21 protein-coding genes, 1 other RNA gene and 1 riboswitch are annotated in these 24,989 nt (G+C 36.5%); of the genes, 11 read left to right on the forward strand and 11 right to left on the reverse strand.

Features of this window, described 5'->3' with window-relative positions; genetic code table 11:
- Positions 1-70: 70 nt before the first annotated feature.
- From cysS to mog, 5 genes are all read right to left on the reverse strand, one after another.
- Entirely contained in the window at positions 71-1,462 is a 1,392-nt protein-coding gene (gene cysS / locus A9G45_RS07630) for a cysteine--tRNA ligase (protein WP_065567726.1), read from the reverse strand.
- 617 nt (positions 1,463-2,079) lie between these two features.
- Positions 2,080-2,325 carry a GlsB/YeaQ/YmgE family stress response membrane protein gene (locus tag A9G45_RS07635; protein ID WP_065567727.1) on the reverse strand — a complete coding sequence of 82 codons (246 nt, stop codon included), beginning with the start codon at positions 2,323-2,325 and terminating at the stop codon, positions 2,080-2,082.
- Positions 2,326-2,682: 357 nt separating this feature from the next.
- Entirely contained in the window at positions 2,683-4,047 is a 1,365-nt protein-coding gene (lysC, locus tag A9G45_RS07640; RefSeq protein WP_065567728.1) for a lysine-sensitive aspartokinase 3, read from the reverse strand.
- Between the two features lie 74 nt (positions 4,048-4,121).
- A riboswitch (Lysine riboswitch) is annotated at positions 4,122-4,295 on the reverse strand.
- Between the two features lie 109 nt (positions 4,296-4,404).
- A complete protein-coding gene (gene argR / locus A9G45_RS07645; RefSeq protein ID WP_065567729.1) occupies positions 4,405-4,863 on the reverse strand; it encodes a transcriptional regulator ArgR in 459 nt (152 codons plus the stop codon).
- A gap of 198 nt (positions 4,864-5,061) precedes the next feature.
- Entirely contained in the window at positions 5,062-5,640 is a 579-nt protein-coding gene (gene mog, locus A9G45_RS07650) for a molybdopterin adenylyltransferase (protein WP_065567730.1), read from the reverse strand.
- 221 nt (positions 5,641-5,861) lie between these two features.
- Here mog and A9G45_RS07655 point away from each other — a divergent pair, with 221 nt between their 5' ends.
- Positions 5,862-6,806 carry an ABC transporter ATP-binding protein gene (locus A9G45_RS07655; protein ID WP_065567731.1) on the forward strand — a complete coding sequence of 315 codons (945 nt, stop codon included), beginning with the start codon at positions 5,862-5,864 and terminating at the stop codon, positions 6,804-6,806.
- Positions 6,799-7,569: an ABC transporter permease gene (locus tag A9G45_RS07660; RefSeq protein ID WP_065567732.1), complete on the forward strand. Its 771-nt coding sequence runs from the start codon at positions 6,799-6,801 to the stop codon at positions 7,567-7,569. Before A9G45_RS07655 ends, A9G45_RS07660 begins: the two co-directional genes overlap by 8 nt.
- 59 nt (positions 7,570-7,628) lie before the next feature.
- Here the strand turns inward: A9G45_RS07660 and A9G45_RS07665 are convergent, their stop codons facing one another.
- The 3 genes from A9G45_RS07665 to accB all read right to left on the reverse strand — a co-directional run bounded on the left by A9G45_RS07665 (position 7,629) and on the right by accB (position 10,177).
- Entirely contained in the window at positions 7,629-8,267 is a 639-nt protein-coding gene (locus A9G45_RS07665) for a bifunctional 4-hydroxy-2-oxoglutarate aldolase/2-dehydro-3-deoxy-phosphogluconate aldolase (RefSeq protein ID WP_065567733.1), read from the reverse strand.
- A 68-nt stretch (positions 8,268-8,335) separates the two neighbouring features.
- On the reverse strand, positions 8,336-9,682 hold the full coding sequence (gene accC / locus A9G45_RS07670; RefSeq protein WP_065567734.1) for an acetyl-CoA carboxylase biotin carboxylase subunit: 1,347 nt from the start codon (positions 9,680-9,682) through the stop codon (positions 8,336-8,338).
- A 39-nt stretch (positions 9,683-9,721) separates the two neighbouring features.
- Positions 9,722-10,177, reverse strand: coding sequence for an acetyl-CoA carboxylase biotin carboxyl carrier protein (gene accB / locus A9G45_RS07675; protein WP_065567735.1), 456 nt, complete (start codon positions 10,175-10,177; stop codon positions 9,722-9,724).
- A 371-nt stretch (positions 10,178-10,548) separates the two neighbouring features.
- On the opposite strand from accB, the gene A9G45_RS07680 reads away from it, so the two are divergent.
- From A9G45_RS07680 to A9G45_RS07705, 6 genes are all read left to right on the forward strand, one after another.
- Positions 10,549-11,595 (forward strand): rod shape-determining protein, encoded by a 1,047-nt coding sequence (locus tag A9G45_RS07680; protein WP_065567736.1) that lies wholly within the window; start codon positions 10,549-10,551, stop codon positions 11,593-11,595.
- A 131-nt stretch (positions 11,596-11,726) separates the two neighbouring features.
- Positions 11,727-12,569, forward strand: coding sequence for a rod shape-determining protein MreC (mreC, locus tag A9G45_RS07685; protein WP_065567737.1), 843 nt, complete (start codon positions 11,727-11,729; stop codon positions 12,567-12,569).
- Positions 12,556-13,041 (forward strand): rod shape-determining protein MreD, encoded by a 486-nt coding sequence (mreD, locus tag A9G45_RS07690; protein ID WP_065567738.1) that lies wholly within the window; start codon positions 12,556-12,558, stop codon positions 13,039-13,041. Before mreC ends, mreD begins: the two co-directional genes overlap by 14 nt.
- Positions 13,042-13,052: 11 nt before the next feature.
- Positions 13,053-14,528, forward strand: a complete 1,476-nt coding sequence (rng, locus tag A9G45_RS07695) for a ribonuclease G (RefSeq protein WP_065567739.1) — start codon at positions 13,053-13,055, stop codon at positions 14,526-14,528.
- A gap of 140 nt (positions 14,529-14,668) precedes the next feature.
- Positions 14,669-16,126, forward strand: coding sequence for a metalloprotease TldD (gene tldD, locus A9G45_RS07700; RefSeq protein ID WP_065567740.1), 1,458 nt, complete (start codon positions 14,669-14,671; stop codon positions 16,124-16,126).
- A gap of 30 nt (positions 16,127-16,156) precedes the next feature.
- Positions 16,157-16,843 (forward strand): DedA family protein, encoded by a 687-nt coding sequence (locus tag A9G45_RS07705; RefSeq protein ID WP_065567741.1) that lies wholly within the window; start codon positions 16,157-16,159, stop codon positions 16,841-16,843.
- Between the two features lie 23 nt (positions 16,844-16,866).
- Here the strand turns inward: A9G45_RS07705 and rnpB are convergent.
- Positions 16,867-17,254: RNase P RNA component class A (rnpB, locus tag A9G45_RS07710), an RNA gene on the reverse strand.
- 212 nt (positions 17,255-17,466) lie between these two features.
- The gene (locus A9G45_RS07715; protein WP_065572387.1) at positions 17,467-18,393 is read right to left on the reverse strand and encodes a TIGR01212 family radical SAM protein; all 927 of its coding nucleotides are present in this window, start codon (positions 18,391-18,393) and stop codon (positions 17,467-17,469) included.
- Positions 18,394-18,771: 378 nt separating this feature from the next.
- On the opposite strand from A9G45_RS07715, the gene A9G45_RS07720 reads away from it, so the two are divergent.
- From A9G45_RS07720 to A9G45_RS07730, 3 genes are read left to right on the forward strand one after another with little or no spacing between them, the layout of a single operon-like run.
- Positions 18,772-19,896 carry a glycosyltransferase family 4 protein gene (locus A9G45_RS07720; protein WP_065567743.1) on the forward strand — a complete coding sequence of 375 codons (1,125 nt, stop codon included), beginning with the start codon at positions 18,772-18,774 and terminating at the stop codon, positions 19,894-19,896.
- Positions 19,889-20,692, forward strand: a complete 804-nt coding sequence (gene rfaP, locus A9G45_RS07725) for a lipopolysaccharide core heptose(I) kinase RfaP (RefSeq protein WP_176700423.1) — start codon at positions 19,889-19,891, stop codon at positions 20,690-20,692. Before A9G45_RS07720 ends, rfaP begins: the two co-directional genes overlap by 8 nt.
- 12 nt (positions 20,693-20,704) lie before the next feature.
- Complete coding sequence (locus tag A9G45_RS07730) at positions 20,705-22,333, forward strand: DUF2813 domain-containing protein (RefSeq protein WP_065567745.1); 1,629 nt, start codon at positions 20,705-20,707, stop codon at positions 22,331-22,333.
- Between the two features lie 76 nt (positions 22,334-22,409).
- Here the strand turns inward: A9G45_RS07730 and ettA are convergent, their stop codons facing one another.
- A complete protein-coding gene (gene ettA / locus A9G45_RS07735; RefSeq protein WP_065567746.1) occupies positions 22,410-24,077 on the reverse strand; it encodes an energy-dependent translational throttle protein EttA in 1,668 nt (555 codons plus the stop codon).
- Between the last annotated feature and the right edge of the window lie 912 nt (positions 24,078-24,989).

Here is a 24,989-nt window from a genome sequence, read left to right on the forward strand (position 1 = left end):
TAAAAAAACCCACTAATAAGTGGGCGTTTTTTTTAAGAATGGCTGATTGTAATAACCAAAAATTAGCCGATTAATTTTTTTTGCGCCAAGTAGTACCATTTGCACCATCTTCAAGAACGATATTCATCGCATTTAATTTGTCTCGAGCTTCATCTGCTTGCACCCAATTCTTGCTCGCTCTTGCTTCGTTGCGTTGTTTAATTAATGCTTCAATTAATGCACTATCAGCATCCTCTTTATTATCACCTTGTAAAAACTTTACAGGATCTTGTTCCAATAGCCCCAGCACTGATGATAAATAACGTAATTCAGCAGCTAATTCATTAGCGAGTGGCATATTATTATCTGCTTTAGCTTTATTGATTTCGCGAGCCAGGTCAAAAAGAGTTGAATAAGCTTCAGGTGTATTAAAATCATCATTCATTGCGTCACAAAATTGGCGGTAATAGTTACTATCAGGTGTTGTGCGCGAATGAGCAGGATCGGTGTCTCGTAATGCAGTATATAGCCGCTCTAGCGCTACTCTTGCTTGTTTTAGATTTTCTTCACTATAGTTTAATTGGCTTCGATAATGACCAGATAGTAAAAAATAACGTACTGTTTCGGCATCATAATGCGCTAATACATCACGAATAGTGAAAAAGTTATTGAGTGATTTTGACATTTTTTCTTGGTCTATCATGACCATGCCTGAATGCATCCAATAATTGACGTATTGCCCATCGTGTGCGCAAGTTGATTGGGCAATTTCATTTTCATGATGTGGGAACATTAAATCAGAACCACCACCATGAATATCAAAATGATTGCCTAATTGGTAACTGTTCATCGCAGAACATTCAATATGCCAACCAGGACGACCTTTTCCCCATGGTGAGTCCCAACTTGGTTCGTTAGGTTTTGACATCTTCCATAATACAAAATCCATTGGATTACGTTTAACATCCACCACATCAACTCGGGCTCCTGCTTGAAGCTGTTCTAAATTTTGACGAGATAAAATACCATAATTTGGATCACTGTCTACCGAAAACATAACATCGCCGTTATCGGCAATATAAGCATGATTTTTTAAAATTAATTCTTCAACTAATTGAATGATTTGTGGCATATGATGCGTCGCACGAGGTTCAAAATCAGGGCGTTTTATATTAAGTGCATCAAAATCTGCATACATTTCTTGTAGCATTCGATTAGTAAGTTGATCACAGGTTTCGCCGTTTTCGAGCGCACGTTTAATAATCTTGTCATCAACATCAGTAATATTACGCACATAAGTTAAATCATAACCTAAAAAACGTAAATATCGAGTGATAACATCGAATGCCACAAACGTGCGTCCATGACCAATATGACAAAGATCATAAATAGTGACGCCACAGACATAGAGCCCGACTTTATTTGGAGTAATTGGTTGAAAGGTTTCTTTTTCTCTAGTTAATGTGTTGAATATTTTTAACATTATAATCTACAAGTTAAATTTAATGGATTTTGTTAAATAATATAACAAAAATCGAGATATGGCGAAATTACTTATTATGAACTTTGTAAGGAAAAATAGACAAATTTAAAATAGTAAGCAATTTTTACCCTTAAATAAATCATTAATTAGTTACACTGAGCATGTTCATTTATTGAAAAATACACTAAAGGATCAATGAATCTATTTCCATAACCTGAAAAATATTATGGTAAATCTTTTTTTATGTGATTAGAAGACTTATTTGAATCGTGTAAGCAAACATGCATATTTAAGTTATTCATCACCCAATTAATTCAAATATACGTTAAAAGATTTATTTAATAAAAATGACAATTAAAATGAAGACTGATTAATGATAGCCTAAATTAGGTGATAAAAAATAATCCTTACGCGCATTATTTAGTTATTATTTCAAACAAAGGCTAAAATAGTTAATCTATAAAAGTGGAATTAACAACGGCTGTTGTTTCTATTTAGAAGTGTTAAATTTCTTTTCAAGTTATTCGACATTAGAATAAGAGGGAGAAAGCGTCTGATAGTTTAAATTATAGGATTATCTAAATTGGCGGTTTCCCGCCAATTTAGCATAAAAACAACTATTGTTTTAAATGGCGATAAATAAAAATAACCACAATCGCCCCAAGCACTGAAATTAACAAACTAGGGAAGTTAAATCCTGTCACACTCCCCCAACCAAAGAAGGTGCTAATATATCCACCTACTAAGGCTCCCGCAATGCCTAATAAAATCGTTTTTATCACCCCTACACTTCCTAAGGGCATAAAAAACTTCGCAATCCAGCCGGCAATTAATCCTAGAATTATCCAACTTATAATACCCATGATAATTTCCTTTTGTTATTGAACTTAGTTTTAGTTTACTCAGATTAAATAAAAAATCTAACAGGTGTTGATATTTAATGTAATAGCTTTAATCAATTAATTAAAAGTAAAAAACAATATTCAAAATAGATTAATAACTAATGTCAATCAATTTAACAATAGATGATTAACCTAAAAAATTACCTATATATGAGTGCAGTAGATAAAACATTACTAATTCATTAATAATTTATCTGTATATAATTCGTTATAATTAAAATTGATGGCATTTTGGTCTTATTTTTAACATAGGTTATATATTAAGACAAGAAAATAATTATGAATAAGTAAAAAGGAGATTAAATCTCCCTTTTAATATTACTGTTCAAAAATTGTTTTATGCAGAATTTTAATAATTGCTTCTGCATCATTGCTTTTTGCCAAAAGGCAAAGATTGTGGGTACTTGCTCCATAACAGCAAAGTCTAATAATGAAATCATCTAGTACACCAAAAACTTCTTTGGCTATACCTTGTGTTGAAGTTAAATTATTTCCAATAATAGCAATTAAAGCCAAGTCTTCTTCAACTGTTACATGGCAAACAGTTGACAGTTCATCAAATAGTTCTTTCGTTAACAAACTGCTACCGTTGGTATTAGTACCTGTGGTATCAATAGTTAATGCGATACTTACTTCAGATGTTGTCACTAAATCAACCGAAATATTATGTTTAGCTAATATTGTAAACACATTTGCTAGAAAGCCTTGTGCATGAAGCATATTTAGGCTAGTTAGCGTCAGCAAAGTTTGTTTGCGACGTAACGCCAACGCTCTAAATACAGGCAATTTAGATGTAATGCTATTAGTGTTGTAAACAATAGTTCCCCCTTCTTGCGGAGCTTTACTGGAACCGACAAAAACAGGAATATTACTACGTACGGCTGGAACCAGTGTTGCTGGGTGTAGCACTTTTGCGCCAAATGTTGCCATTTCTGTGGCTTCAGCAAACGATATCTCATCAATGCGCTTAGCGGCAGGGGTAATACGAGGATCGTTGGTATAAATCCCTGCAACATCTGTCCAAATATCAATTTGACTTGCATTTAATGCTTCACCTAATAAAGCTGCTGTATAATCGCTTCCACCACGACCTAACGTAGTGGTTTTACCAGAGCTTTCACTACCAATAAAACCTTGTGTCACAATAACACTGCTATTATTTAGTGATTTTAAATGAGCACAACAAAGCTGTTTAATATCCTCAATTTTAGGCGTGGCTTTACCAAATTTATCATCGGTGCGCATCACTTTACGTACATCAAACCACATAGCATTTGTTTGCTTTTCTTTTAATATTTCGACAAACAGTTTTGATGACATAATTTCGCCATGACTTACAAGCTCATCTGTTAATGCCGGTGAAGTTGCTAAACTAGCTGCCTCAGACAAAGAAGCTATGTTAGCAATGATTTGGTCGATTTCGCTTCGTAGTTTAGGGTTTTCTGGCAATTGTTCTAAGATGCCGTATTGGATTGATTGAATTTTAGCAATATGTTGAGTGCGCACCTCAGCGTCACGTCCTTCAGCTAATGCAACTAGTAAATTTGTCACGCCAGCAGAAGCCGATAATACAACAACTTTTACGTTGGGATTAGCGATTACAATATTGGCACTATTTACCATTGCTGAATAATCGGCAACACTAGTACCGCCAAATTTAGCAATTACAAATGATGTTTCCATGAATTCCTCATATTAAAAATTTTTATTTTTAACAGAGTTAGAGCGGGAATGTCCTATTTACAATTAAAAAGCACAAACCGTGAAGCGCTCCACCTGTTAAGGTGACAACCCAAGGGATTCAGCCCTTGCAGTCGATTTGATTGCTTCTGGATTGGCAATCAAACCTCGGCATTACATCCCCTCAATCATTTATTAGTGGCTCCAGTTCCTAAAATGATTTACCTGAGTAATGCGCCTCTTCGTTTTTGCAACTTCTGTTACGAAATCAGCGTTGTATAGCATTAACGATTTTATTAATTGTGTCAATAGGTTAAACTTTAAAATTTATTCGACCTGAATATAACGAAATTAAAAGCGCTATAATTCTCGCTCAAATAGTTCAATAATGGTTTGGTACAATTTTTTTACAGTATATTCTTTGGTTGGTGTACTAAAAATTGTATCATCGCCAGCAATTGAGCCCAAAATCCCCTCTGATTTACCGATAGAATCTAGCAAACGAGCAATTAGTTGAGCAGCGCCTGGACTGGTTTTTATGACCACCATTGAACTATTGAAATCAATATCAAGGACTAAATTTTTTAATGGACTACTAGTTGTTGGTACACTCATTTCTGCAGGCAAACAATAAACCATTTCGGATTTTGCATTACGAGTTCTCACTGCGCCAAATTTGGTAAGCATGCGTGAGACTTTGGATTGATTGATATTATCAAAACCTTGTTCTTGCAACGCTTGGACGATTTCTACTTGCGAACTAAACTTCTCTTGGCGAAGCATCTCTTTAAATGTCTTAGTGAGATCGGTTGATTTCATAATGTTCCTTGTTTCTTTACTTGTTACTTTTTCTACTAATACATGCAGTTATAATACCGAGAATAAAACTGCGTACTATTCACGCTAGCTTACTCCACGATTTTTTAGATAGTATTAATAACCGTTATTTATATTGATAAATTATACATCTAACGCATAATTATCATATACATAATTATGCGTTAAATTTGCATAAAATTAAAGATTTGACTGAATTGCATCTTTAGGGCGAAAAGACTTGACTATATGATCATGGGTTTCGATATAAGGCCCGTCTAATAGTTGTATACAATAGGGGATACTAGCAAATATACCGTTAATAATGACATTGCCTTGATTATCTTTAACCCCCTCAAGCGTTTCTTTGATTGATTTTGGTCTGCCTGGTAGGTTTATAATTAAGCATTTTTTACGAATAACACCAACTTGCCTAGATAAAATCGCAGTTGGCACAAAATGTAAACTGATTTGCCGCATTTGCTCACCATAACCAGGCATCACCCGATCGGCGATCGCTAATGTTGCATCAGGCGTTACATCTCTCATGGCAGGGCCAGTTCCACCCGTAGTTAAAATTAAATGGCAATGTAAATTATCAACCAGCTCGCATAATGTTTGTTCGATGATAGTTTGCTCATCAGGAATAATATAATTTTCGGTAATAAAAGGCGTTTTTAGTGTTCTTTGCAACCATGATATTAATGATGGAATACCTTCATCTTGGTAAACACCTCTTGAAGCTCTGTCAGATACTGAAATTAAGCCAATTTTAAACATAACACTTATTCCTTAAGCAATAATTAGATATACAGACACAATTGAATTCACTGTGTTAGTGACCACATTCAATAATATGCACCATAATATCGAAATGATAATTTATTTCTTTGGTATAAATAAAATTAAACCGTTCTTTACAATAAATTGATTATATTGTCGATTCATTTAACATGATATTATATCACTTAAATAGTAATTGATTCATTTAGGACATATTTATGCCATCAACTCCTGCACTTGAGTTAATCTCGCTGAAAAAAGTTTACAAAAATGGTATAGAAGCATTAAAAGGTATCGATTTAACTGTACAGGCGGGTGATTTTTATGCCTTATTAGGACCAAATGGTGCTGGTAAATCGACAACCATCGGTATTATCAGTTCATTAGTAACTAAAACATCGGGAAAAGTGAAAATTTTTGGTTACGACTTAGATAACGACATAGTAAACGCCAAAAGGCAATTAGGGCTTGTACCACAAGAGTTTAACTTTAATCCATTTGAAGAAGTTCTACAAATAGTCACTAATCAAGGTGGTTATTATGGATTACCCCGAAAACTTGCATTAGAGCACGCTGAAAAATATTTACGAATTTTAGATTTATGGGATAAACGCCATAGCCGAGCCAATATGTTATCAGGCGGTATGAAAAGACGATTAATGATAGCAAGAGCGCTTGTGCATGAACCCAAATTGTTGATTCTTGATGAACCAACCGCAGGCGTTGATATTGAACTACGTCGCTCTATGTGGGATTTTTTGCGCGTTATCAATCGTCAAGGTATCACAATTATTTTAACTACTCATTATTTAGAAGAAGCTGAAATGCTATGCCGTAATATTGGTATTATTCAACGAGGCCAATTGATAGCAAACTCGTCAATGCGCGATCTACTGGCAAAAAGCCAATCTGAAACAATTATTATTGATTACGTGCCAACCTCTAAGCCGATTGAATTACATGGCTATAATTATTCTGATATTGAGATGGGCATGTTAGAAGTGAAAGTCGATAAACAACTTGGATTAAACCAATTGTTTGAGCAACTCAATCAGCAAAATATTAAAGTGATCAGCGTACGAAATAAAGCGAATCGTTTAGAAGAGCTATTTGTTGATCTGTTACATAATGATACAAAACAAAAAGGTAGCATTGATGAATAATTTATATTGGATTGCCTTAAAAAGTATTTGGCGTAAAGAAGTGACGCGTTTTTTGAGAATTTGGATCCAAACACTCATCCCCCCAGTTATTACGATGTCACTTTATTTTATTATTTTTGGAAATTTAATTGGCTCTCGAGTTGGTGATATGGGGGGCTTTAGCTATATGGCATTTATTGTACCTGGATTGATAATGATGTCAGTAATTACCAATTCTTATACTAATGTTTGCTCATCGTTTTTTAGTGCTAAATTTCAACGTAACATTGAAGAATTATTGGTAGCACCTGTGCCAACACATATTCTTATTTTGGGATATGTGGGAGGGGGTGTGATGCGAGGTATTTTAACTGGTATTTTAGTTACTATAGTGTCACTATTTTTTGTTCGTTATGAGGTGCATTCTTGGTTATTTGTTGTTTGCACATTACTATTAACTTCAATTTTGTTTTCATTAGCCGGTTTATTAAATGCCGTGTTTGCCAAAACTTTTGACGATATAAGCATTATTCCTACATTCGTATTAACACCATTAACATACCTTGGTGGCGTTTTTTATTCGATTACTATGTTGCCAACCTTTTGGCAATGGATATCCAAAGTTAACCCAATAGTTTATATGATTAACGGTTTTCGTTATGGATTTTTAGGAGTGACAGACGTATCGTTATCAATTACCTTCTCGATGCTAATTTTGTTTGTTACTGTGCTTTATGTAATTGCATGGAAGCTTATTGAAAGTGGTCGTGGACTAAGAAGCTAATAAGAGTTAGAAGGTTAGGTTTTGAGTAGTCGCCGATATTTTATCGGCGGAATCAATCATTATTGTGCATCAGCAACGGCTTGTTTAGCCATCTCGGTAATTTTAGCAAAATCACCTTTTGCAATTGCATCAGTTGGAATAAACCAAGTACCGCCCACGCAAAGCACATTATCAAGAGCAAGATAATCACGGTAGTTTTTCGGATTTACTCCTCCTGTTGGGCAAAATTTCATATATCCGCAGGGACCAGCAAAAGCTTTTAATGCAGCAACACCACCATTGACTTCAGCAGGGAAAAATTTTAATGCAGTGAGACCATATTCTTGTGCAGTTAACAACTCAGAAATAGTTGCAATACCAGGAATAACAGGTACTGAACCTTCAACCGCCGCTTTTAAAATAGCATCAGTAATACCTGGTGTTATCACAAATTGAACGCCAGCTTCGGTAACCTGTTTTAGTTGCGCAACACTTGTTACTGTTCCTGCACCAACCACCGCTTCAGGCACTTCTTGAATAATTTTCTTTATTGCATCAATTGCACAAGCAGTTCTTAATGTAACTTCAAGTACTTTTACTCCGCCAGCAATTAGCGCTTTAGCTAGTGGTACCGCATCTTCTAAACGCTCAATAACAATAACGGGAATAACAGGACCTAATGTTAAAATTTCTTCAGCACTTCTTTTCCAATTTTTCATTTATTTTTACCCATACCTTATTGATTCTTTTATATAGAAATAATCCCTAATAAATAGGGATTATTTTGTTACTCATAAATGCCTAATTTCTTTTCTAAATAATGAATGTTTGTGCCGCCTTTTTGGAAACCTTTATCATTCATAATATCAATATGAAGATCAATATTGGTTTTAATGCCATCAATAACCAGTTCAGCTAATGCATTTTTCATACGGGCAATAGCAACTTCACGGGTTTCACCATAAGCAATTAATTTACCAATCATTGAATCATAATAAGGAGGAACAGTATAACCAGCATAAATATGCGATTCCCAACGAATACCAAAACCGCCAGGAGCATGAAAACGGGTAATTTTCCCTGGTGAAGGCATAAACGTTTTTGGATCCTCGGCATTAATTCGGCATTCAATTGCGTGGCCTTTAATTTCAATATCACTTTGTTTAATTGATAGAGGATTGCCTGCGGCGATTGAAATTTGCTCTCTGATTAAGTCAACGCCGGTTACCATTTCAGTAACAGGATGTTCTACTTGAATACGGGTGTTCATTTCAATGAAATAAAATTCGCCATTCTCAAACAAGAATTCAAATGTACCAGCACCACGGTAACCGATCTCAATACATGCATTAACGCAACGCTCACCAATAAATTGACGCATTTTAGGGGTAATACCAAGCGCAGGGGCTTCTTCCACAACCTTTTGATGGCGTCTTTGCATTGAGCAATCACGCTCACCTAAATAAACGGCATGGCCTTGGCCATCAGAAAGAACTTGGATTTCGATATGGCGTGGATTTTCTAAAAATTTTTCCATGTAAACCATATCATTATTAAACGCTGTTTTGGCTTCTAGCTTGGTCATATTAATTGATTGTTCAAGATCCTTCTCTTCACGAACAATACGCATACCACGACCACCGCCTCCACCAGAGGCTTTAATAATAACAGGATAGCCGATTTGTTTAGCGATTTGTTTATTGGTTTCAATATCGCCACCTAACGGACCATCTGAACCAGGAACACAAGGTACACCAGCTTTTTTCATCGCATGAATTGCAGAGACTTTATCCCCCATTAGGCGAATAGTATCAGGTTTTGGACCAATAAAAATAAAGCCTGAACGTTCAACTTGTTCAGCAAAATCTGCATTCTCAGATAAAAAACCATATCCAGGATGGATAGCTGCTGCGCAAGTGACTTCTGCAGCTGAAATTAATGCGGGAACATTAAGATAGCTTTTTGCTGAAGCAGCTGAACCAATACAGACTGTTTCATCTGCTAGTAATACATGTTTTAAATCTTTATCTGCCGTCGAATGAACAGCGACAGTTTTAATTCCAAGTTCTTTACATGCTCGTAATATACGTAGAGCTATTTCTCCACGGTTCGCAATAAGAATTTTATCAAGCATATTCAATCTCTTAATCGTATAGTCAATAATAAATTCAGATTATTCAATAATGAATAGTGGCTGATCAAATTCAACTGGTTGACCATTTTCAACCAAGATGGCTTTTATTGTACCAGCTTTTTCTGATTCAATCTGGTTCATCATTTTCATCGCTTCGACGATGCAAAGCACATCACCAACATTTACTGTTTGACCAACTTCAACAAAAGCTTTTGATTCTGGACTTGGTGTACGATAAAAAGTTCCAACCATAGGGGATTTAATTGTTGTACCATCAGTTGCAACAGCATCTGTTACAACTTCGGCTTGAACTGTTGGAGCCACAACGACAGGAGCTGGTTGAGGAATTTGAATATTTTGTACTGGCGCCGAATAGTTTGTGGTAGGAGCAGAACGACTAATTCGAACCGACTCTTCACCTTCAGAAATTTCAAGTTCAGAAATACCTGACTCTTCAACTAATTCAATTAATTTTTTAATTTTGCGTATATCCATGAATTACACCGTGTTTATTTGATATAAGTAACAATTATTTTTACTGCATCCTCGCCATTGACAAAAAGAGTCTTTCGCCAATAACAAGGTTGTAACTCAACATTAACGCGGAAGAATACACTGTAAAACAGAATTTGTCATTATATATCTCCTTTACAAACACATGTTATACTATTTTCTAGGTATTATTTTATAATTGCGATACAATAGCCAACGTTAGTTATTATTGGGGTTAGCCGTGGTTTAGAAGAATTAAATGGCACTCTATTTAGCTTGGATAAAGCTGAAAATAGATATTTTTTGATTCCATGGTTTGCTTTTAAACACGAAAATATACTTAAACAAGATTCATTCTAGGAAGAGTTTTTATTATGTTCAAAAAAGTTCGCGGCTTGTTTTCAAATGATTTATCCATCGATTTAGGTACAGCAAACACACTTATTTATGTAAAAGGGCAAGGCATTGTATTAAACGAACCTTCAGTGGTAGCGATACGCCAAGATCATCGCACAGGCACACCGAAAAGCGTTGCCGCTGTTGGACAAGCTGCGAAACAGATGTTAGGGCGAACGCCTGGTAATATTGCAGCTATAAGACCAATGAAAGATGGTGTTATTGCCGATTTTTCAGTCACTGAAAAAATGTTGCAGTATTTTATTCGCCAAGTACATAGCCATAGTTTTTTAAGACCAAGCCCACGAGTCCTTGTTTGTGTTCCTGTCGGCGCGACACAAGTTGAGCGCCGTGCAATTCGTGAGTCAGCACTAGGTGCGGGGGCCCGTGAAGTATATTTAATTGAAGAGCCAATGGCTGCGGCTATTGGTGCAGATTTACCAGTCTCTGCACCAACAGGTTCAATGGTCGTTGATATTGGTGGTGGAACTACTGAAGTAGCAGTCATTTCATTAAATGGTGTGGTTTATTCGGCATCGGCACGCATCGGTGGCGACCGATTTGATGAGGCGATTATTAACTATGTTCGCCGTAATTATGGTGCATTAATTGGTGAAGCTACTGCCGAAAAAATCAAACATTTTATAGGTAGTGCCTACCCTGGTGATGAAGTACTTGAAATTGAAGTACGTGGACGTAACCTTGCTGAAGGTGTACCACGTAGCTTTACTTTAAACTCTAATGAAATTTTAGAGGCATTACAAGAACCATTAAGTGGTATTGTAAGTGCCGTTAAAGTTGCATTAGAGCAGTGTCCTCCTGAGCTTGCTTCTGACATTTCAGAACATGGCATGGTTTTAACCGGTGGAGGTGCTTTATTGCGTAACATCGATAAATTATTATCAGCAGAAACTGGTATTCATGTTGTTGTAGCAGAAGATCCACTAACATGTGTTGCTAGAGGGGGCGGCAGAGCATTAGATATGGTAGACATGCATGGTGGAGATCTCTTTAGTGAAGAGTAATTGTTAATTATCTTCATGTTAATGAAATAATTAGTCAGTAAACAACTCATATTTTCTACCGCCGACATTGTCGGCGGAACCATTTCTTAACATAAGTAGATCTCAAGTATAAAACAGGTAAGTACTGAACAATGAAATTACTTTTTTCTAAACGTTCGCCTCTCAGTGTACAATTATTTACTTCTCTGGCGCTTGCATTGATCCTAATTGTATTAGATATCAATTATCGCCCATTTAAAGAGATTCGCTACTATTTAGATACCATTATTTCGCCCTTATATTATGTTTCAGATGCACCAAAGTCGTCGTTTGATTCGCTTTATGAAATGTCTAAAACGCGAGAAGCCTTAATAGATGAAAATGCAAAATTGCATGAAACCTTATTACAACAAAAGAATGATCTATTATTACTTAACCATTTAAAACATGAAAATGCAAGACTTCGTGAATTGCTAGGCTCTCCTTTAAGGCATGATGAACATAAGATGGCTGCGCAAGTATTACTTACAGATACCAATCCTTATGTTTATCAATTTGTTGTCAATAAAGGCAAACAAGATGGTGTTTATGTTGGGCAGCCTGTTGTAGATGAAAAAGGCATTATTGGACAAATTTATGAAACGGCTCAATCAACCAGCCGTGCAATTTTAGTGTGCGATTATCAACATGCAATACCTGTTCAGGTACAAAGAAATGATATTGGTATGATCGCTGTGGGTAACGGATGTAATAATGATTTAATATTAGAATTTATGCCTAATAACGTGGACATAAAAGTAGGTGATGTTTTAGTTACTTCTGGGCTGGATGGACGATTCCCTGAAGGTTATCCTGTTGCGATAGTCAGCTCAGTAAAACTAGATCTTACAGATTCAACGCCTATTATTTCAGCAACACCAACAGCTGATTTAAAACGCTTACGTTATTTATTGTTATTAGGGGAAAATCAAGGAGTGAAACATGAGGGAACGTAATCGAATATTGATTATTTGGATAACGTTATTTATTGGCTTATGTTTGCAAATTATACCGTGGTCACCAGAATATAATATATTTAAACCACATTTGCTGCTCCTTATTTTTGCTTATTGGTTAATTGCACTTCCACATCGAGTTGGGATTGGAACCGCTTTTGTATTTGGAGCATTGATAGATCTATGCACAGGCTCGATTTTGGGAAGCCATGCTTTTATTTATTCATGTATTGCTTATTTACTTGTTTTTAAATTCCAATTGATACGCAATTTAGCTTTGTGGCAACAATCGTTTATTATTTTTGGGGTATCAGTATGTTATAATTTACTGGTATTTTTACTCCAAGTCAGTATCTATCATACTATAACGATATCACCATTAATTTTGCTATCAAGTTGTATTGATGGCTTATTATGGATTGTCATCTATCTATTTTTGCGGCTAATAAGACGAAACTTTGCTATCAATTAAAAAGGAATCTTATGTCTGTTGAATTATTAATGAATATAACACCGTCTGAAACTCGCGTCGCTTATATTGAAGATGGCGTACTACAAGAAATTCATGTTGATCGTGAATCTAGACGAGGTATTGTTGGCAACATCTATAAAGGTAAAGTAATCCGTATATTACCTGGAATGCAGGCGGCTTTTGTGGACATTGGACTTGAAAAAGCGGCTTTTTTACATGCATCAGATATTATGCCTCATACTGAGTGTGTATCTGATACTGAACAAGAACAATTTCAAGTAAAAGATATCTCTGAACTTGTCCGCCAAGGGCAAGATTTAATGGTACAAGTAGTTAAAGATCCTCTAGGCACTAAAGGCGCTAGGCTGACAACCGATATAACTTTACCATCGCGTTATTTAGTATTAATGCCTGGGCCAAATTCTGCACATGTGGCCACTTCACAACGCATAGAAAGCGAACAAGAGCGCGAAAGGCTAAAAAGTATTGTCGAGCAATATGTCACTAACGAAGGCGGATTTATTGTTAGAACCGCAGCAGAAGGCGCAAATGCCTATGAATTAGAACAAGATGCCAATTTTCTAAAACGACTTTGGGCTAAAATTCAACAGCGTATGGCGCGCCCAGTAAGTAAAAATCTAATATATGGTGAATTAGCATTATCACAACGTGTGTTGCGTGATTTTGTTGGCGCGCCAATTGAACGGATTTTGGTGGATTCAAAGTTAACATATGATTTATTAATTGAATTCACACAAGAATTTATGCCTGAAGTGACCAGTAAATTATCGCATTATCGTGGTAATATTCCCATTTTCGATCTTTATGATACCGAAAACGAGATCCAAAGAGCATTAGATCGTAAAGTCAAATTGAAATCTGGCGGGTATTTGATTATTGATCAAACTGAAGCTATGACAACCATTGATATCAATACTGGCGCATTTGTAGGTCATCGAAATTTAGAAGAAACGATTTTTAATACCAATATTGAGGCAACAATTGCGATTGCTCGCCAATTGCGTTTACGTAATTTAGGTGGCATTATTATTATTGATTTTATTGATATGCAAGAAGACCTGCATCGTGAACGGGTGTTACAATCACTCCATGATTCTTTATCTAAAGATCGAGCAAGAACTACCGTTAATTTATTTTCGAGTTTAGGTTTAGTCGAAATGACACGCAAGCGAACACGCGAAAGTATCGGGCATATTTTGTGCGAACAGTGCCCTGCTTGCAAAGGACGAGGCATGGTCAAATCAGTAGAAACTATTTGTAACGAAATTTTGCGTGAAATCGTTCGTGTGTATAAAGCGCATCACTCGGAGTATTTTTTAGTTTATGCTTCAGCTGCCGTAGCTAACGCGTTAACTAATGATGAATCGCACGCTTTAGCTGAAGTTGAAATCTTTGTGGGTAAACGCGTCGAAGTGAAAGTTGAACCGCTTTATATTCAAGAACAATACGATGTTGTATTAATGTAATCAAAACTATTTTGTAGAAAAGAGTTTCAGAAAACGATACGTTAAGAAGAAGAGTGATGAAAGCTAAAAAGCCATTATAATTGGATATCTATAATCAATTATAAACAAGCTCGCATCCACATTTAAAAATTAAGGAATTTATGATACTAAATCAAGTGAGTGAACAATTACTCAATCCAAATAATCTAAACCAACAAGATCTTTTACATCTGCTTGATATGCTTAGCGCAAGGCAAATTGATTTTGGTGATTTGTATTTCTTATCGGGTTACTATGAAAGTTGGTTACTTGAAGATGGTATTATAAAAAATGCCTCATTTCACCGTGATCAAGGAGTTGGCGTTAGGGCTATTATCGGTGAAAAAACGGGGTTTGCATATACAGATCAACTTTCGTTAGCACGTTTAGAACAAAGTGTATTAGCAGCAAATTCAATAACTAAATTACAAACACCTATAGTAGTAACTCCGTTTAAGTCTACGCAAACAGTGCAAATATACCCTTCAATCAACCCAATCAATTCGTTTTCTCAAGAGCAGAAAATTGCATTGTTGCAAAAAGTTGACAAATTGGCGCGCTCAATTGACCCAAGAGTTATCGAAGTATCATGCAGTTTAACAGGGAGCTACGAAGATATTTTAATCGCAACGACTGATGGTACATTACGTGCTGACATTCGGCCTTTGGCTCGATTATCTGTTTCTGTGCTAGTTGAACAATCAGGTAAACGCGAACGAGGAAGTAGCGGTGGTGGTGGGCGATTTGGTTATGAATATTTTTTAACCATTAACCCTAAAACGACAGAAAGTTATGTTGATAGCTACACTCGAGAAGCGGTACGCCTAGCACTTGTTGCTCTTTCAGCCAAAGCAGCGCCAGCAGGAACAATGCCCGTTGTTTTAGGTGCTGGTTGGCCTGGTGTATTGTTGCATGAGGCGGTAGGGCATGGCTTGGAAGGTGACTTTAACCGCAAAAACACCTCGGTTTTTTCAGGAAAAATAGGTGAACAAGTTACCTCAGAATTGTGTACTATTGTTGATGATGGCACTATCGAAAATCGACGCGGGTCACTCTCTATTGATGATGAAGGAACGCCTAGCCAAAAAACAGTGCTTATTGAAAATGGCATTTTAAAGGGCTATATGTTCGATAAACTCAACGCAAAATTGATGAATACATACTCAACTGGTAATGGACGTCGTGAAGGGTATGCGTGTTTACCGATGCCAAGAATGACAAATACCTATATGTTAGCTGGCAATTCTTCCTTTGACGATATTATTAGCAGTGTTGATTATGGGCTATATGCCCCTAATTTTGCGGGAGGACAGGTAGATATTACCTCTGGTAAGTTTGTCTTTTCAACCTCAGAAGCCTATTTGATTGAAAAAGGCAAAATAACAACACCAGTAAAAGGTGCAACACTAATTGGTTCTGGCATTGAAACAATGCAACAGGTGTCAATGGTTGGTAATGACCTTGAATTAGATTCTGGTGTTGGCGTTTGTGGTAAAGCAGGACAGAGCATTCCTGTTGGGGTCGGACAACCTACATTAAAAGTGAATAATTTAACCGTTGGTGGTACCATTAGCCAATAAAAATAATATGAGGATGGGATATTAAAATAAATGGAAACCATAATTACACTTTACCAAGCATTTGTTAACATGGATATAGCAACACTTTCAAATCCTAATGTGCTATGGACGCTATATGGTATGTTATTTGTTATTATTCTTTTAGAAAATGGCGTATTACCCGCAGCTTTTTTACCCGGTGATAGCTTATTATTTCTAACTGGTGTGTTAATTAGTCAAAATGTATTCCATTTTGGTTTAATCAACCTTATTTTAATTTCTGGCGCAGCATTTGGAACGTGGTTAGGTTATGCGCAAGGACTGTGGCTTGGCAATACTAAACTAGTGCAAAATTGGATGGCTCATATTCCTGAAAAATACCATCATAAATCTGAAGTATTATTCCATAAGTACGGATTACAGGCTCTATTTATTGGACGATTTATTGCTTTCGTACGTACATTGTTACCGATGATGGCAGGGTTGTCAGGGCTACATAGCCGAAAATTCCATATTTATAATTGGATTAGTGCAACATTATGGATTGCCTTAATTGTGACATTAGGCTATCTATTTGGGTTATCGCCTATTTTCAAAACTTATGAAAAGCAAATTATGTCGCTATTAATGCTGATCCCAGTGTTCTTATTAGTAATCGGCTTGATTTTTTCGATTTGGCTAGTATTAAAACGTTGGTTAGCCCAGAAGAATAAATTAAAAAATTCGACCAAAAAATAGTATTAATGAGCAAAGTTAAGAAAAATTGAAATTAACCGATAAGCCGGGTTCTGTCGTGGACAATCATTCCTCTAGGCTAATACTCACGTATTAGCTCAAGCAGTCTACCCGGATTCAACGCGGGCCGCGCCAAAGAATCCCTATTTGACCTTGCTCCGAGTGGAGTTTACCATGCCACAACTGTTACCAATTGCGCGGTGTGCTCTTACCACACCCTTTCACCCTTACCTGATCTTATTAATAAGCCATCGGCGGTTTGCTCTCTGTTGCACTTGTCGTAAACTTTTGCTCTCGCAAAAGCCCCCCAGGCGTTACCTGGCACTCTGCCCTATGGAGCCCGGACTTTCCTCCCCTTTGTTCGTCTCCTTTAATAAAGGACTACAACAAAGCAGCGATTGTCTGGTTAATTTCGTTAACAAGTATAACGTAATGTAAAGTTTTGTCCAGCATTGCATGTTTTGTAAGTTATTTATCGAGGTAAACACAACCAATATTTTGGCAAGGATCAAGAAATATCGTCAATAATATTTCCATATCCATAAAATCCATTTCTACTTTAACTCGCCGTTATTAATGATGTTAATATTATTATAGATTATAGTTGTTAGCCACTTCTAGAACGGCTAAAGCTTAAAACTGTAGCAATCCCCAATGGCGCTACCTTGAGCACCAAACTGGCGTAAATTCTGATCGACAGCGTTCATCGATTGCCAATGATTTTCACACCAATCTGGCGCAAGCAGGGTGGGTTTTCTCGCATTAGCTGAAATACGATGATATAAAATATTTGCTGGTGTTTGACGAATAATATCACCTGCAATATCGACATATTGTGCTAAAGACAAACCCTCAAGGCGACCTGCCCGCCACGATTTTGCCATAATGCTACCATCCACAATATGCAAAGGGTGTAACTTTAAGCCGTCAACACCACTATTTAACACTTGTTCTAAAGTTATTAAGTTATCTTGTTTGGTTTCTTTAGGTAACCCAATAATTAAGTGAGTGCACACTTTAATGCCAAGCTTACGCGCTTTTTGTACGGTTTGATGATAATCGTGAAAAGTATGCCCACGATTTATATCATGTAAGGTTTTATCGTGAGCAGTTTGTAAGCCCAACTCTAACCAAACTTCAAAACCTTGAGCTTGATAACTAGCAAGCAAATCAAGCGCTTCACTGGGTACACAATCTGGGCGAGTACCAACACAAAGCCCAACAATATCAGTACTATTTAGCGCTTGCTCGTACATATTTTTTAGTATGGCAACTTCGGCATAAGTGCTAGTATAAGCTTGAAAATAAGCAAGATAGCGCTTGGATTTTTTCATTTGATGAGCTTGTGATACCAATTGATCAGCAATTGATTTCACTTGAATAGATTCATCAATAATTGAAGCCACATTACAAAAAGTGCATCCCCCCATGCCAATAGTGCCATCACGATTTGGACAACTAAACCCACCATGCAAGGTGAGTTTATAGATTTTTTCCCCATATCGGCGCTGAAGATCGGAACCAAAAGTATTAACGACTAGATGAAGTTGCATAATAGACCAGAAATAAAATTTTGCTTATTTTACGAAGTTAGTTGCTTTACTTCAAGCAACGTTATGTTTGAGGATGATAGTTTTAAAATAAAAAATCATATACTTTAATAACGTAATAATATTAACTAAATAATTCGACAATTAAAATACTTTTTTAATTTAGACTAAGGCGTAGCTTGAATGTTATTAATAGGGTTTGTTAAGAATTTTTTGTTGGTTAAACCAAAGTAAGTTATTGATTTTATTAAAAATAAAAACTTCAATAAAATCAATAGCTTTTCTGACTGATTTTTGTTCTTCTTTTATTAAAATCAGCTATTTTTGCACCTTGCTTATCAACAAGTATATAATACCCCTTTCAAACTTGAGGCAACCTGCATGCAACTAGCATTTTGTATCTATAAATATTTTCCTTTTGGTGGCTTACAACGTGATTTTTTGCAAATAGCTAGGGCTTGTCAAGCTCGTGGCCACCACGTCCGGATCTATGTAATGGCATGGCAAGGTGATAAGCCTGCTGGATTTGATATTATCTTGGTTCCAAAAAAAGGCTTATCTAACCATAATCGTAATCAATCTTATTACCATTGGGTAAAAGCTCATTTGCAAGTAAACCCCGTCGATTGTGTAGTTGGATTTAATAAAATGCCTGACTTAGATGTCTATTTTGCGGGCGATACCTGTTATGCAGATAAAGTGACCCATAAAGGCTTTTTATATAAGTTATCAAAACGCTGTAAACACTATTTAGCCTTTGAAGATGCGGTGTTTAATCAACATAGCCAAACTAAAGTGATGCTTTTAACTAAGCAGCAAATCGCTGACTTTGTTAAATATTATCATACTGATCTATCAAGGTTTTATCTGTTACCGCCTGGCATTGCTCAAGATCGCCAATATAATGCTGAGTCGATCGCTAAAGGCAAGCAATTTAGACAAACCAATCAAATTGATGAACACAGTTTTGTGATTGTGCAAATTGGCTCGGATTTTAAACGCAAAGGCGTTGATCGTTCACTAACCGCCATTGCGACTTTACCCTATGAATTAAAGCAAAAAGTTACTTTTTTAGTGGTAGGGCAAGACAAACCAGAAGCCTATCAAAAACAAGCAAAACAACTGGGGATTGATCAGCAAGTCCGTTTTTTAGCGGGCCGTGATGACATTGCCGATATTTTATTTTCAGCTAATTTACTATTGCATCCAGCAAGGCAAGAAGCTGCTGGTATGGTTTTAGTCGAAGGATTAGCTGCTGGTGTCCCCGTTATTGTATCGGGTGTTTCGGGATATGCTTATCACATACACGATGCCAAGGCTGGTGTGGTTCTTGCTGAGCCTTTTGTACAATCGGATCTCAATCAGGCCGTTAAAAATGCTATCACTAATCACGATCAATTATTAACATGGCATCATAATGCGATTAACTACGGGAAAACGGCTGATCTATACGATTTAGCCACGCGCGCCACCGATATTATTTTAGGTTGTAACGATGATGAATGAAATAAAACTCAAATCGCCTTTTCAGCAATTATGGACAGGTAAAGATCCCTTTGCAGAAATCGAGTTAATCTCGGGTAAAGTATATCGTGCTGTTAAGCAACGTAAAACGCTAAATTTTGAGCTTGAGGGTGAATCTTATTTTATTAAAATTCATCGGGGTACAACGATTAAAGAGATTATTAAAAACCTCATATCGTTACGTCTACCCGTGTTAGATGCCAAGCAAGAATGGGATGCCATTCATCGTTTAGCGCAAGCTGGCGTTAATACTATGGATGGGCGAGCATTTGGCCGTAAAGGTTTAAATCCACTAACACGCCATTCGTTTATTATTACCAAAGATCTTAATCCAACAATTAGTTTAGAAGATTTTACCAAGCCATGGCTCACTCAGCCACCTAGCTATCATTTAAAGCGTTCTTTAATTATTTATTTAGCGAAAATGGTGGCAAAAATGCACGCTGCGGGGGTTAATCATCGTGATTGTTATTTGTGTCATTTTTTGTTGGATTTACCCTTATTTGAAAATAAACAACAAATTAAATTATCGGTTATTGATTTGCACCGAGCACAAACTCGCAATAAAGTACCAACCCGTTGGCGAGATAAAGATCTTATTGGGCTGTATTTTTCGTCGACTAAAATTGGCTTGACTAACCGCGATATTCTTTTATTTTTAAAAGTTTATTTTGATAAATCGTTAAAAACCATTTTGCAAGAACAACAACCACTAATTAACAGTGCACACAAAAAATCGGAGCGAATTCGTAAGCGAACCGAAAAATACCATCTTTAAATAAGGATTGCTATGTTTATTGAACAAATTGATATTTGTGGGTTTAAAGGTATCAGCCAGCTATCGTTAAAATTCAATGCAAGTTCTAGCGTACTAATAGGCGAAAACCGTTGGGGGCGATCAAGTTTAATTAGCGCTTTACAACTGTTATCACTCAATAATAAGTTTTATCAATTTGTTGATTCTGATTTTTATCATGACCAACACGACGGTAATGTCGATAATATCACCATTACCGTCACTTATTGCCAATCGCATTTAAATGAGTTAAACCATAAAGATTATCAGCCATTACGCGCTGTTTCCTATCTATCAACACAAGATAACCTGCATCGCATTACTTATCAAATTTCGGCTAATAAACAAAACAATCAAATTATCACACAACATAAATTGCTCAATTTACAAGGCAAACCATGTAATATTGAAAATGAAAGATCGTTAATTGCACTTTTAATCAGCCTAAATCCAGTTATGGCGCTTAAAAATGCTATGGATCAAGCCCAATTACCTATTACTAATCAGCCACAATCTGAAAAAAACATTGAGCAACTTTCCTGCCAATTAAAAGCACATTGCGCCAAATTAACGCAAGATGAATTAGCTCGGGGTCTGCAAGCTGCACGCTCATTATTAGAATATTACTTTGCCGATCAAACACACCGCTATCATTATAAGCAATCCCCCCTAAAAAGCTCGCCAAGCGCAGAGGATTGGAACGTTTTAGAACAAATTAATGATATATTAGACAGTTTTGATAATGATTATTTACGGACGGTATTTTTAGGCATTTTTGGATCGATTATTGATGCTAAAGGCGATTATTCACTTTTACAAAGTTCAATGCCGATTTTAATTTTACAAGAGCCTGAAAGTTCGCTACACCCCATCATTTTATCTGTCGCATTTCGGTTACTAAAAAACTTCCCTACACAAAAAATTATTACCTCAAACTCAAGTGATTTAGTCTCATTATTTCCATTAGAAAGTCTTTACCGATTAATTCGCTTGCCTGATAAAATTGTCGCAAAACATATTACTGCTACATCATTAAGTATGAGTGATAGTCGCCGTATTGTGTTTCATATTCTTTATCGACGCTCTAGTGCATTATTTGCTCGTTGTTGGCTATTAGTTGAAGGTGAAACCGAAGTTTGGTTATTACGTGAATTAGCAAAGCAAAGTGGTTATCATTTGAGCTCTGAAGGCGTTCAGCTAATTGAGTTTGCACAATGTGGGTTAAAACCACTGATAAAATATGCCAATAAAATGGGAATTCATTGGTATGTTATTACTGATGGCGATATGGCGGGTAAAAAATATGAAGATACCGTCAAATCACTGGGCGGTGAAGATAAAGATCCTAATGACTACTTAACCGTTTTACCCGCTCGTGATATTGAAAATTTTTTATTTAAACATGGATTTAGTCATGTTTATAAACTTGCTGCTTACAACACAACACAGCATATCGATCTACCTGTACATCAAATTATTCAAAAAGCCATCCATAAAAGCTCAAAGCCAGATCTCGCTATTGCTATTTGTGATGATGCAAAAGCACGGGGAATAACTGCCATCCCACGCTTGCTCACTGACACCTTTGCCAAAATCATTAAAGCATCTAAAAATAGGCTTTAAACTATCTGAAAAACGATATCAGGAAAGTAACGCTATTCCGCCAACAGACATTGGCGGAATGAAATGAAAATTAAACCTATTTAGTGATTCGCTTATATTTAGCACGTTTAGGCTCTAATGCCTCAGCGCCGAGTGTACGTTTTTTCCATTCTTCGTATTCAGTAAAGTTACCTTCAAAGAATTCAACATGTCCTTCGTCCTGATAATCCAAAATGTGAGTCGCAATGCGATCAAGGAACCAGCGATCATGTGAAATAACTAATGCACACCCCGGAAATTCTAACAGAGCATTTTCAAGTGCACGCAATGTTTCAACATCTAAATCATTGGTCGGCTCATCAAGCAGCAAAACATTGCCACCCACTTGCAATAATTTGGCTAAATGTACGCGCCCTCTTTCACCACCTGAAAGTTCACCAACACGTTTTTGCTGATCTACCCCCTTAAAGTTAAAACGACCAACATAAGCCCGACTAGGAATTTCAAAATTGCCGATACGCATAATATCTTGACCGTTTGAGATTTCATCCCAAACCGTTTTTTTATCATCCATATTATCGCGGAACTGATCAACCGAAGCTAACTGCACGGTTTCACCTAAAGTAATGGTTCCTGAATCAGGTTGTTCTTTACCTGATAGCATCCTAAATAGTGTTGATTTCCCAGCTCCATTTGGACCTATAATACCAACAATTGCCCCCTTGGGAATGCTAAAAGACAGATTATCAATCAGTACCCGATCGCCATACGATTTAGTTAAATTATTAACCTCGATCACTTTATCCCCTAAACGTTGCCCAGGTGGAATAAACAATTCATTCGTTTCATTACGTTTTTGGTAATCGTTGCTATTAAGTTCTTCAAACCTTGCTAAACGAGCTTTACTTTTGGCTTGACGGCCTTTTGGATTTTGTCTAACCCACTCAAGCTCTTTTTCAATCGATTTTCGGCGAGCCGATTCCGTTGAGGCTTCTTGTGCTAAACGCTGATCTTTCTGTTCAAGCCAAGATGAGTAGTTACCTTCCCATGGAATACCCTCACCACGGTCAAGTTCTAAAATCCAACCTGCCACATTATCTAAAAAGTAACGGTCATGAGTAACGGCCACAACAGTACCTTCGTAATCATGTAAAAATCGCTCTAGCCATGCAACCGATTCAGCATCTAAATGGTTGGTTGGTTCGTCAATTAATAACATATCAGGTCTTTCAAGTAACAACTGACAAATTGCCACTCGACGGCGTTCACCACCAGATAATGTTTCAATTTTGGCATCCCAAGCAGGTAAGCGTAATGCATCGGCTGCCCGCTCTAATTGATTATCAAGGTTATGGGCATCTTGCGCTTGGATAATTGCTTCAAGCTCCGCTTGCTCTTTGGCTAATTTATCAAAATCGGCATCAGGATCAGCATAAGCGGCGTATACCTCATCTAGTCGAGCAAGTGCTTTTTTAGCATCACCAACGGCTTGCTCAACCGCTTCGCGCACGGTTTGCTTAGGATCAAGCTTAGGCTCTTGCGGTAAATAGCCAATCTTAATATCAGGTTGTGGTCGGGCTTCGCCTTCAATTTCAGTATCAACACCCGCCATAATGCGTAATAATGTTGATTTACCTGCCCCATTTAAACCCAGCACCCCAATTTTAGCTCCTGGGAAAAAACTTAAAGAAATATCTTTTAAAATATAGCGTTTAGGGGGAACAATCTTCCCTACTCGATTCATGGTATAAACATATTGCGCCATAAAATATCGTCCGTTTATTTTGTTAAAAGATGGTAAACTAAATGTCTACTACATAATTGATAGCGTATATTGTAACGATTCTACTTCTTGGGTCTAGGCTTATTTGTAATAATCTGACTAATTGCTTATACATCAATAAATTACAAATAATAACCGTTTAAATTATCAACACCACAAAAAATGACGAATTAATGCACAAACACCACGCAGCTCTCTTTATGCGCAAAATAATAGTATTAACATTATCTTGTTTTGAAAAAACAGTGTAATTTTGTACACTAGCCCAATAAGGCTTGGTACTCCAGTTGTCAAAAGAGATATCATCACAGACAAAATCACTATTTGGTTGGTTGAGCAAAACATGCCTAAGAAACAACAGCTTTGGCTGTTAGATAGTAAGCACCGCTGCCACCTAAAAAAACCAATTGCTCTAGGCTCTCCATCTTAAATAGATAAAATGCCATTATCACTGGTTAAGATGATTTTATAAGATACATAACAGAGATCTGATTCTGTACTTACATTAACTGTTTTCCATCAATATTTTATACGTCCAAGGTAAGATCACTTGTTACAGAGATTGAGTTATCTCCATCATCTTCTTGCCAAAATCTGTTGATTGAAATTAAATCCTTTAATGGAATCATAGAATTTATTGGGGAAATAAATTTCTCTATCTCTTTTACTTTTTGACCTACAACAGGAGCCAGTGGGGTTATCTTCCGATGAAAAATTATTACCAATGCTATATATTACCTATCATCTGACAATTTAATATTTAATAGCGCATCAGTCGAGTTAGCTATAATTTTCCCTCTTCAAAAGTTAAGTAAGAAGCGTTGCCGTGGATCGTTTTTGTTGTAGTTACTATTTTGTTGTAGTTACTATTTTATTATAGTTACTAATAATGCA

It is taken from the genome of Gilliamella sp. HK2 (assembly GCF_001690265.1).
GTDB lineage: Bacteria > Pseudomonadota > Gammaproteobacteria > Enterobacterales > Orbaceae > Gilliamella > Gilliamella apicola_C.

Coding starts and splice junctions, on each gene's coding strand:
- cysS (WP_065567726.1), bottom strand. CDS start 1,462: ATGTTAAAAATATTCAACACATTAACTAGAGAAAAAGAAACCTTTCAA.
- A9G45_RS07635 (WP_065567727.1), bottom strand. CDS start 2,325: ATGGGTATTATAAGTTGGATAATTCTAGGATTAATTGCCGGCTGGATT.
- lysC (WP_065567728.1), bottom strand. CDS start 4,047: ATGGAAACATCATTTGTAATTGCTAAATTTGGCGGTACTAGTGTTGCC.
- argR (WP_065567729.1), bottom strand. CDS start 4,863: ATGAAATCAACCGATCTCACTAAGACATTTAAAGAGATGCTTCGCCAA.
- mog (WP_065567730.1), bottom strand. CDS start 5,640: ATGTTTAAAATTGGCTTAATTTCAGTATCTGACAGAGCTTCAAGAGGT.
- A9G45_RS07655 (WP_065567731.1), top strand. CDS start 5,862: ATGCCATCAACTCCTGCACTTGAGTTAATCTCGCTGAAAAAAGTTTAC.
- A9G45_RS07660 (WP_065567732.1), top strand. CDS start 6,799: ATGAATAATTTATATTGGATTGCCTTAAAAAGTATTTGGCGTAAAGAA.
- A9G45_RS07665 (WP_065567733.1), bottom strand. CDS start 8,267: ATGAAAAATTGGAAAAGAAGTGCTGAAGAAATTTTAACATTAGGTCCT.
- accC (WP_065567734.1), bottom strand. CDS start 9,682: ATGCTTGATAAAATTCTTATTGCGAACCGTGGAGAAATAGCTCTACGT.
- accB (WP_065567735.1), bottom strand. CDS start 10,177: ATGGATATACGCAAAATTAAAAAATTAATTGAATTAGTTGAAGAGTCA.
- A9G45_RS07680 (WP_065567736.1), top strand. CDS start 10,549: ATGTTCAAAAAAGTTCGCGGCTTGTTTTCAAATGATTTATCCATCGAT.
- mreC (WP_065567737.1), top strand. CDS start 11,727: ATGAAATTACTTTTTTCTAAACGTTCGCCTCTCAGTGTACAATTATTT.
- mreD (WP_065567738.1), top strand. CDS start 12,556: ATGAGGGAACGTAATCGAATATTGATTATTTGGATAACGTTATTTATT.
- rng (WP_065567739.1), top strand. CDS start 13,053: ATGTCTGTTGAATTATTAATGAATATAACACCGTCTGAAACTCGCGTC.
- tldD (WP_065567740.1), top strand. CDS start 14,669: ATGATACTAAATCAAGTGAGTGAACAATTACTCAATCCAAATAATCTA.
- A9G45_RS07705 (WP_065567741.1), top strand. CDS start 16,157: ATGGAAACCATAATTACACTTTACCAAGCATTTGTTAACATGGATATA.
- A9G45_RS07715 (WP_065572387.1), bottom strand. CDS start 18,393: ATGCAACTTCATCTAGTCGTTAATACTTTTGGTTCCGATCTTCAGCGC.
- A9G45_RS07720 (WP_065567743.1), top strand. CDS start 18,772: ATGCAACTAGCATTTTGTATCTATAAATATTTTCCTTTTGGTGGCTTA.
- rfaP (WP_176700423.1), top strand. CDS start 19,889: ATGAATGAAATAAAACTCAAATCGCCTTTTCAGCAATTATGGACAGGT.
- A9G45_RS07730 (WP_065567745.1), top strand. CDS start 20,705: ATGTTTATTGAACAAATTGATATTTGTGGGTTTAAAGGTATCAGCCAG.
- ettA (WP_065567746.1), bottom strand. CDS start 24,077: ATGGCGCAATATGTTTATACCATGAATCGAGTAGGGAAGATTGTTCCC.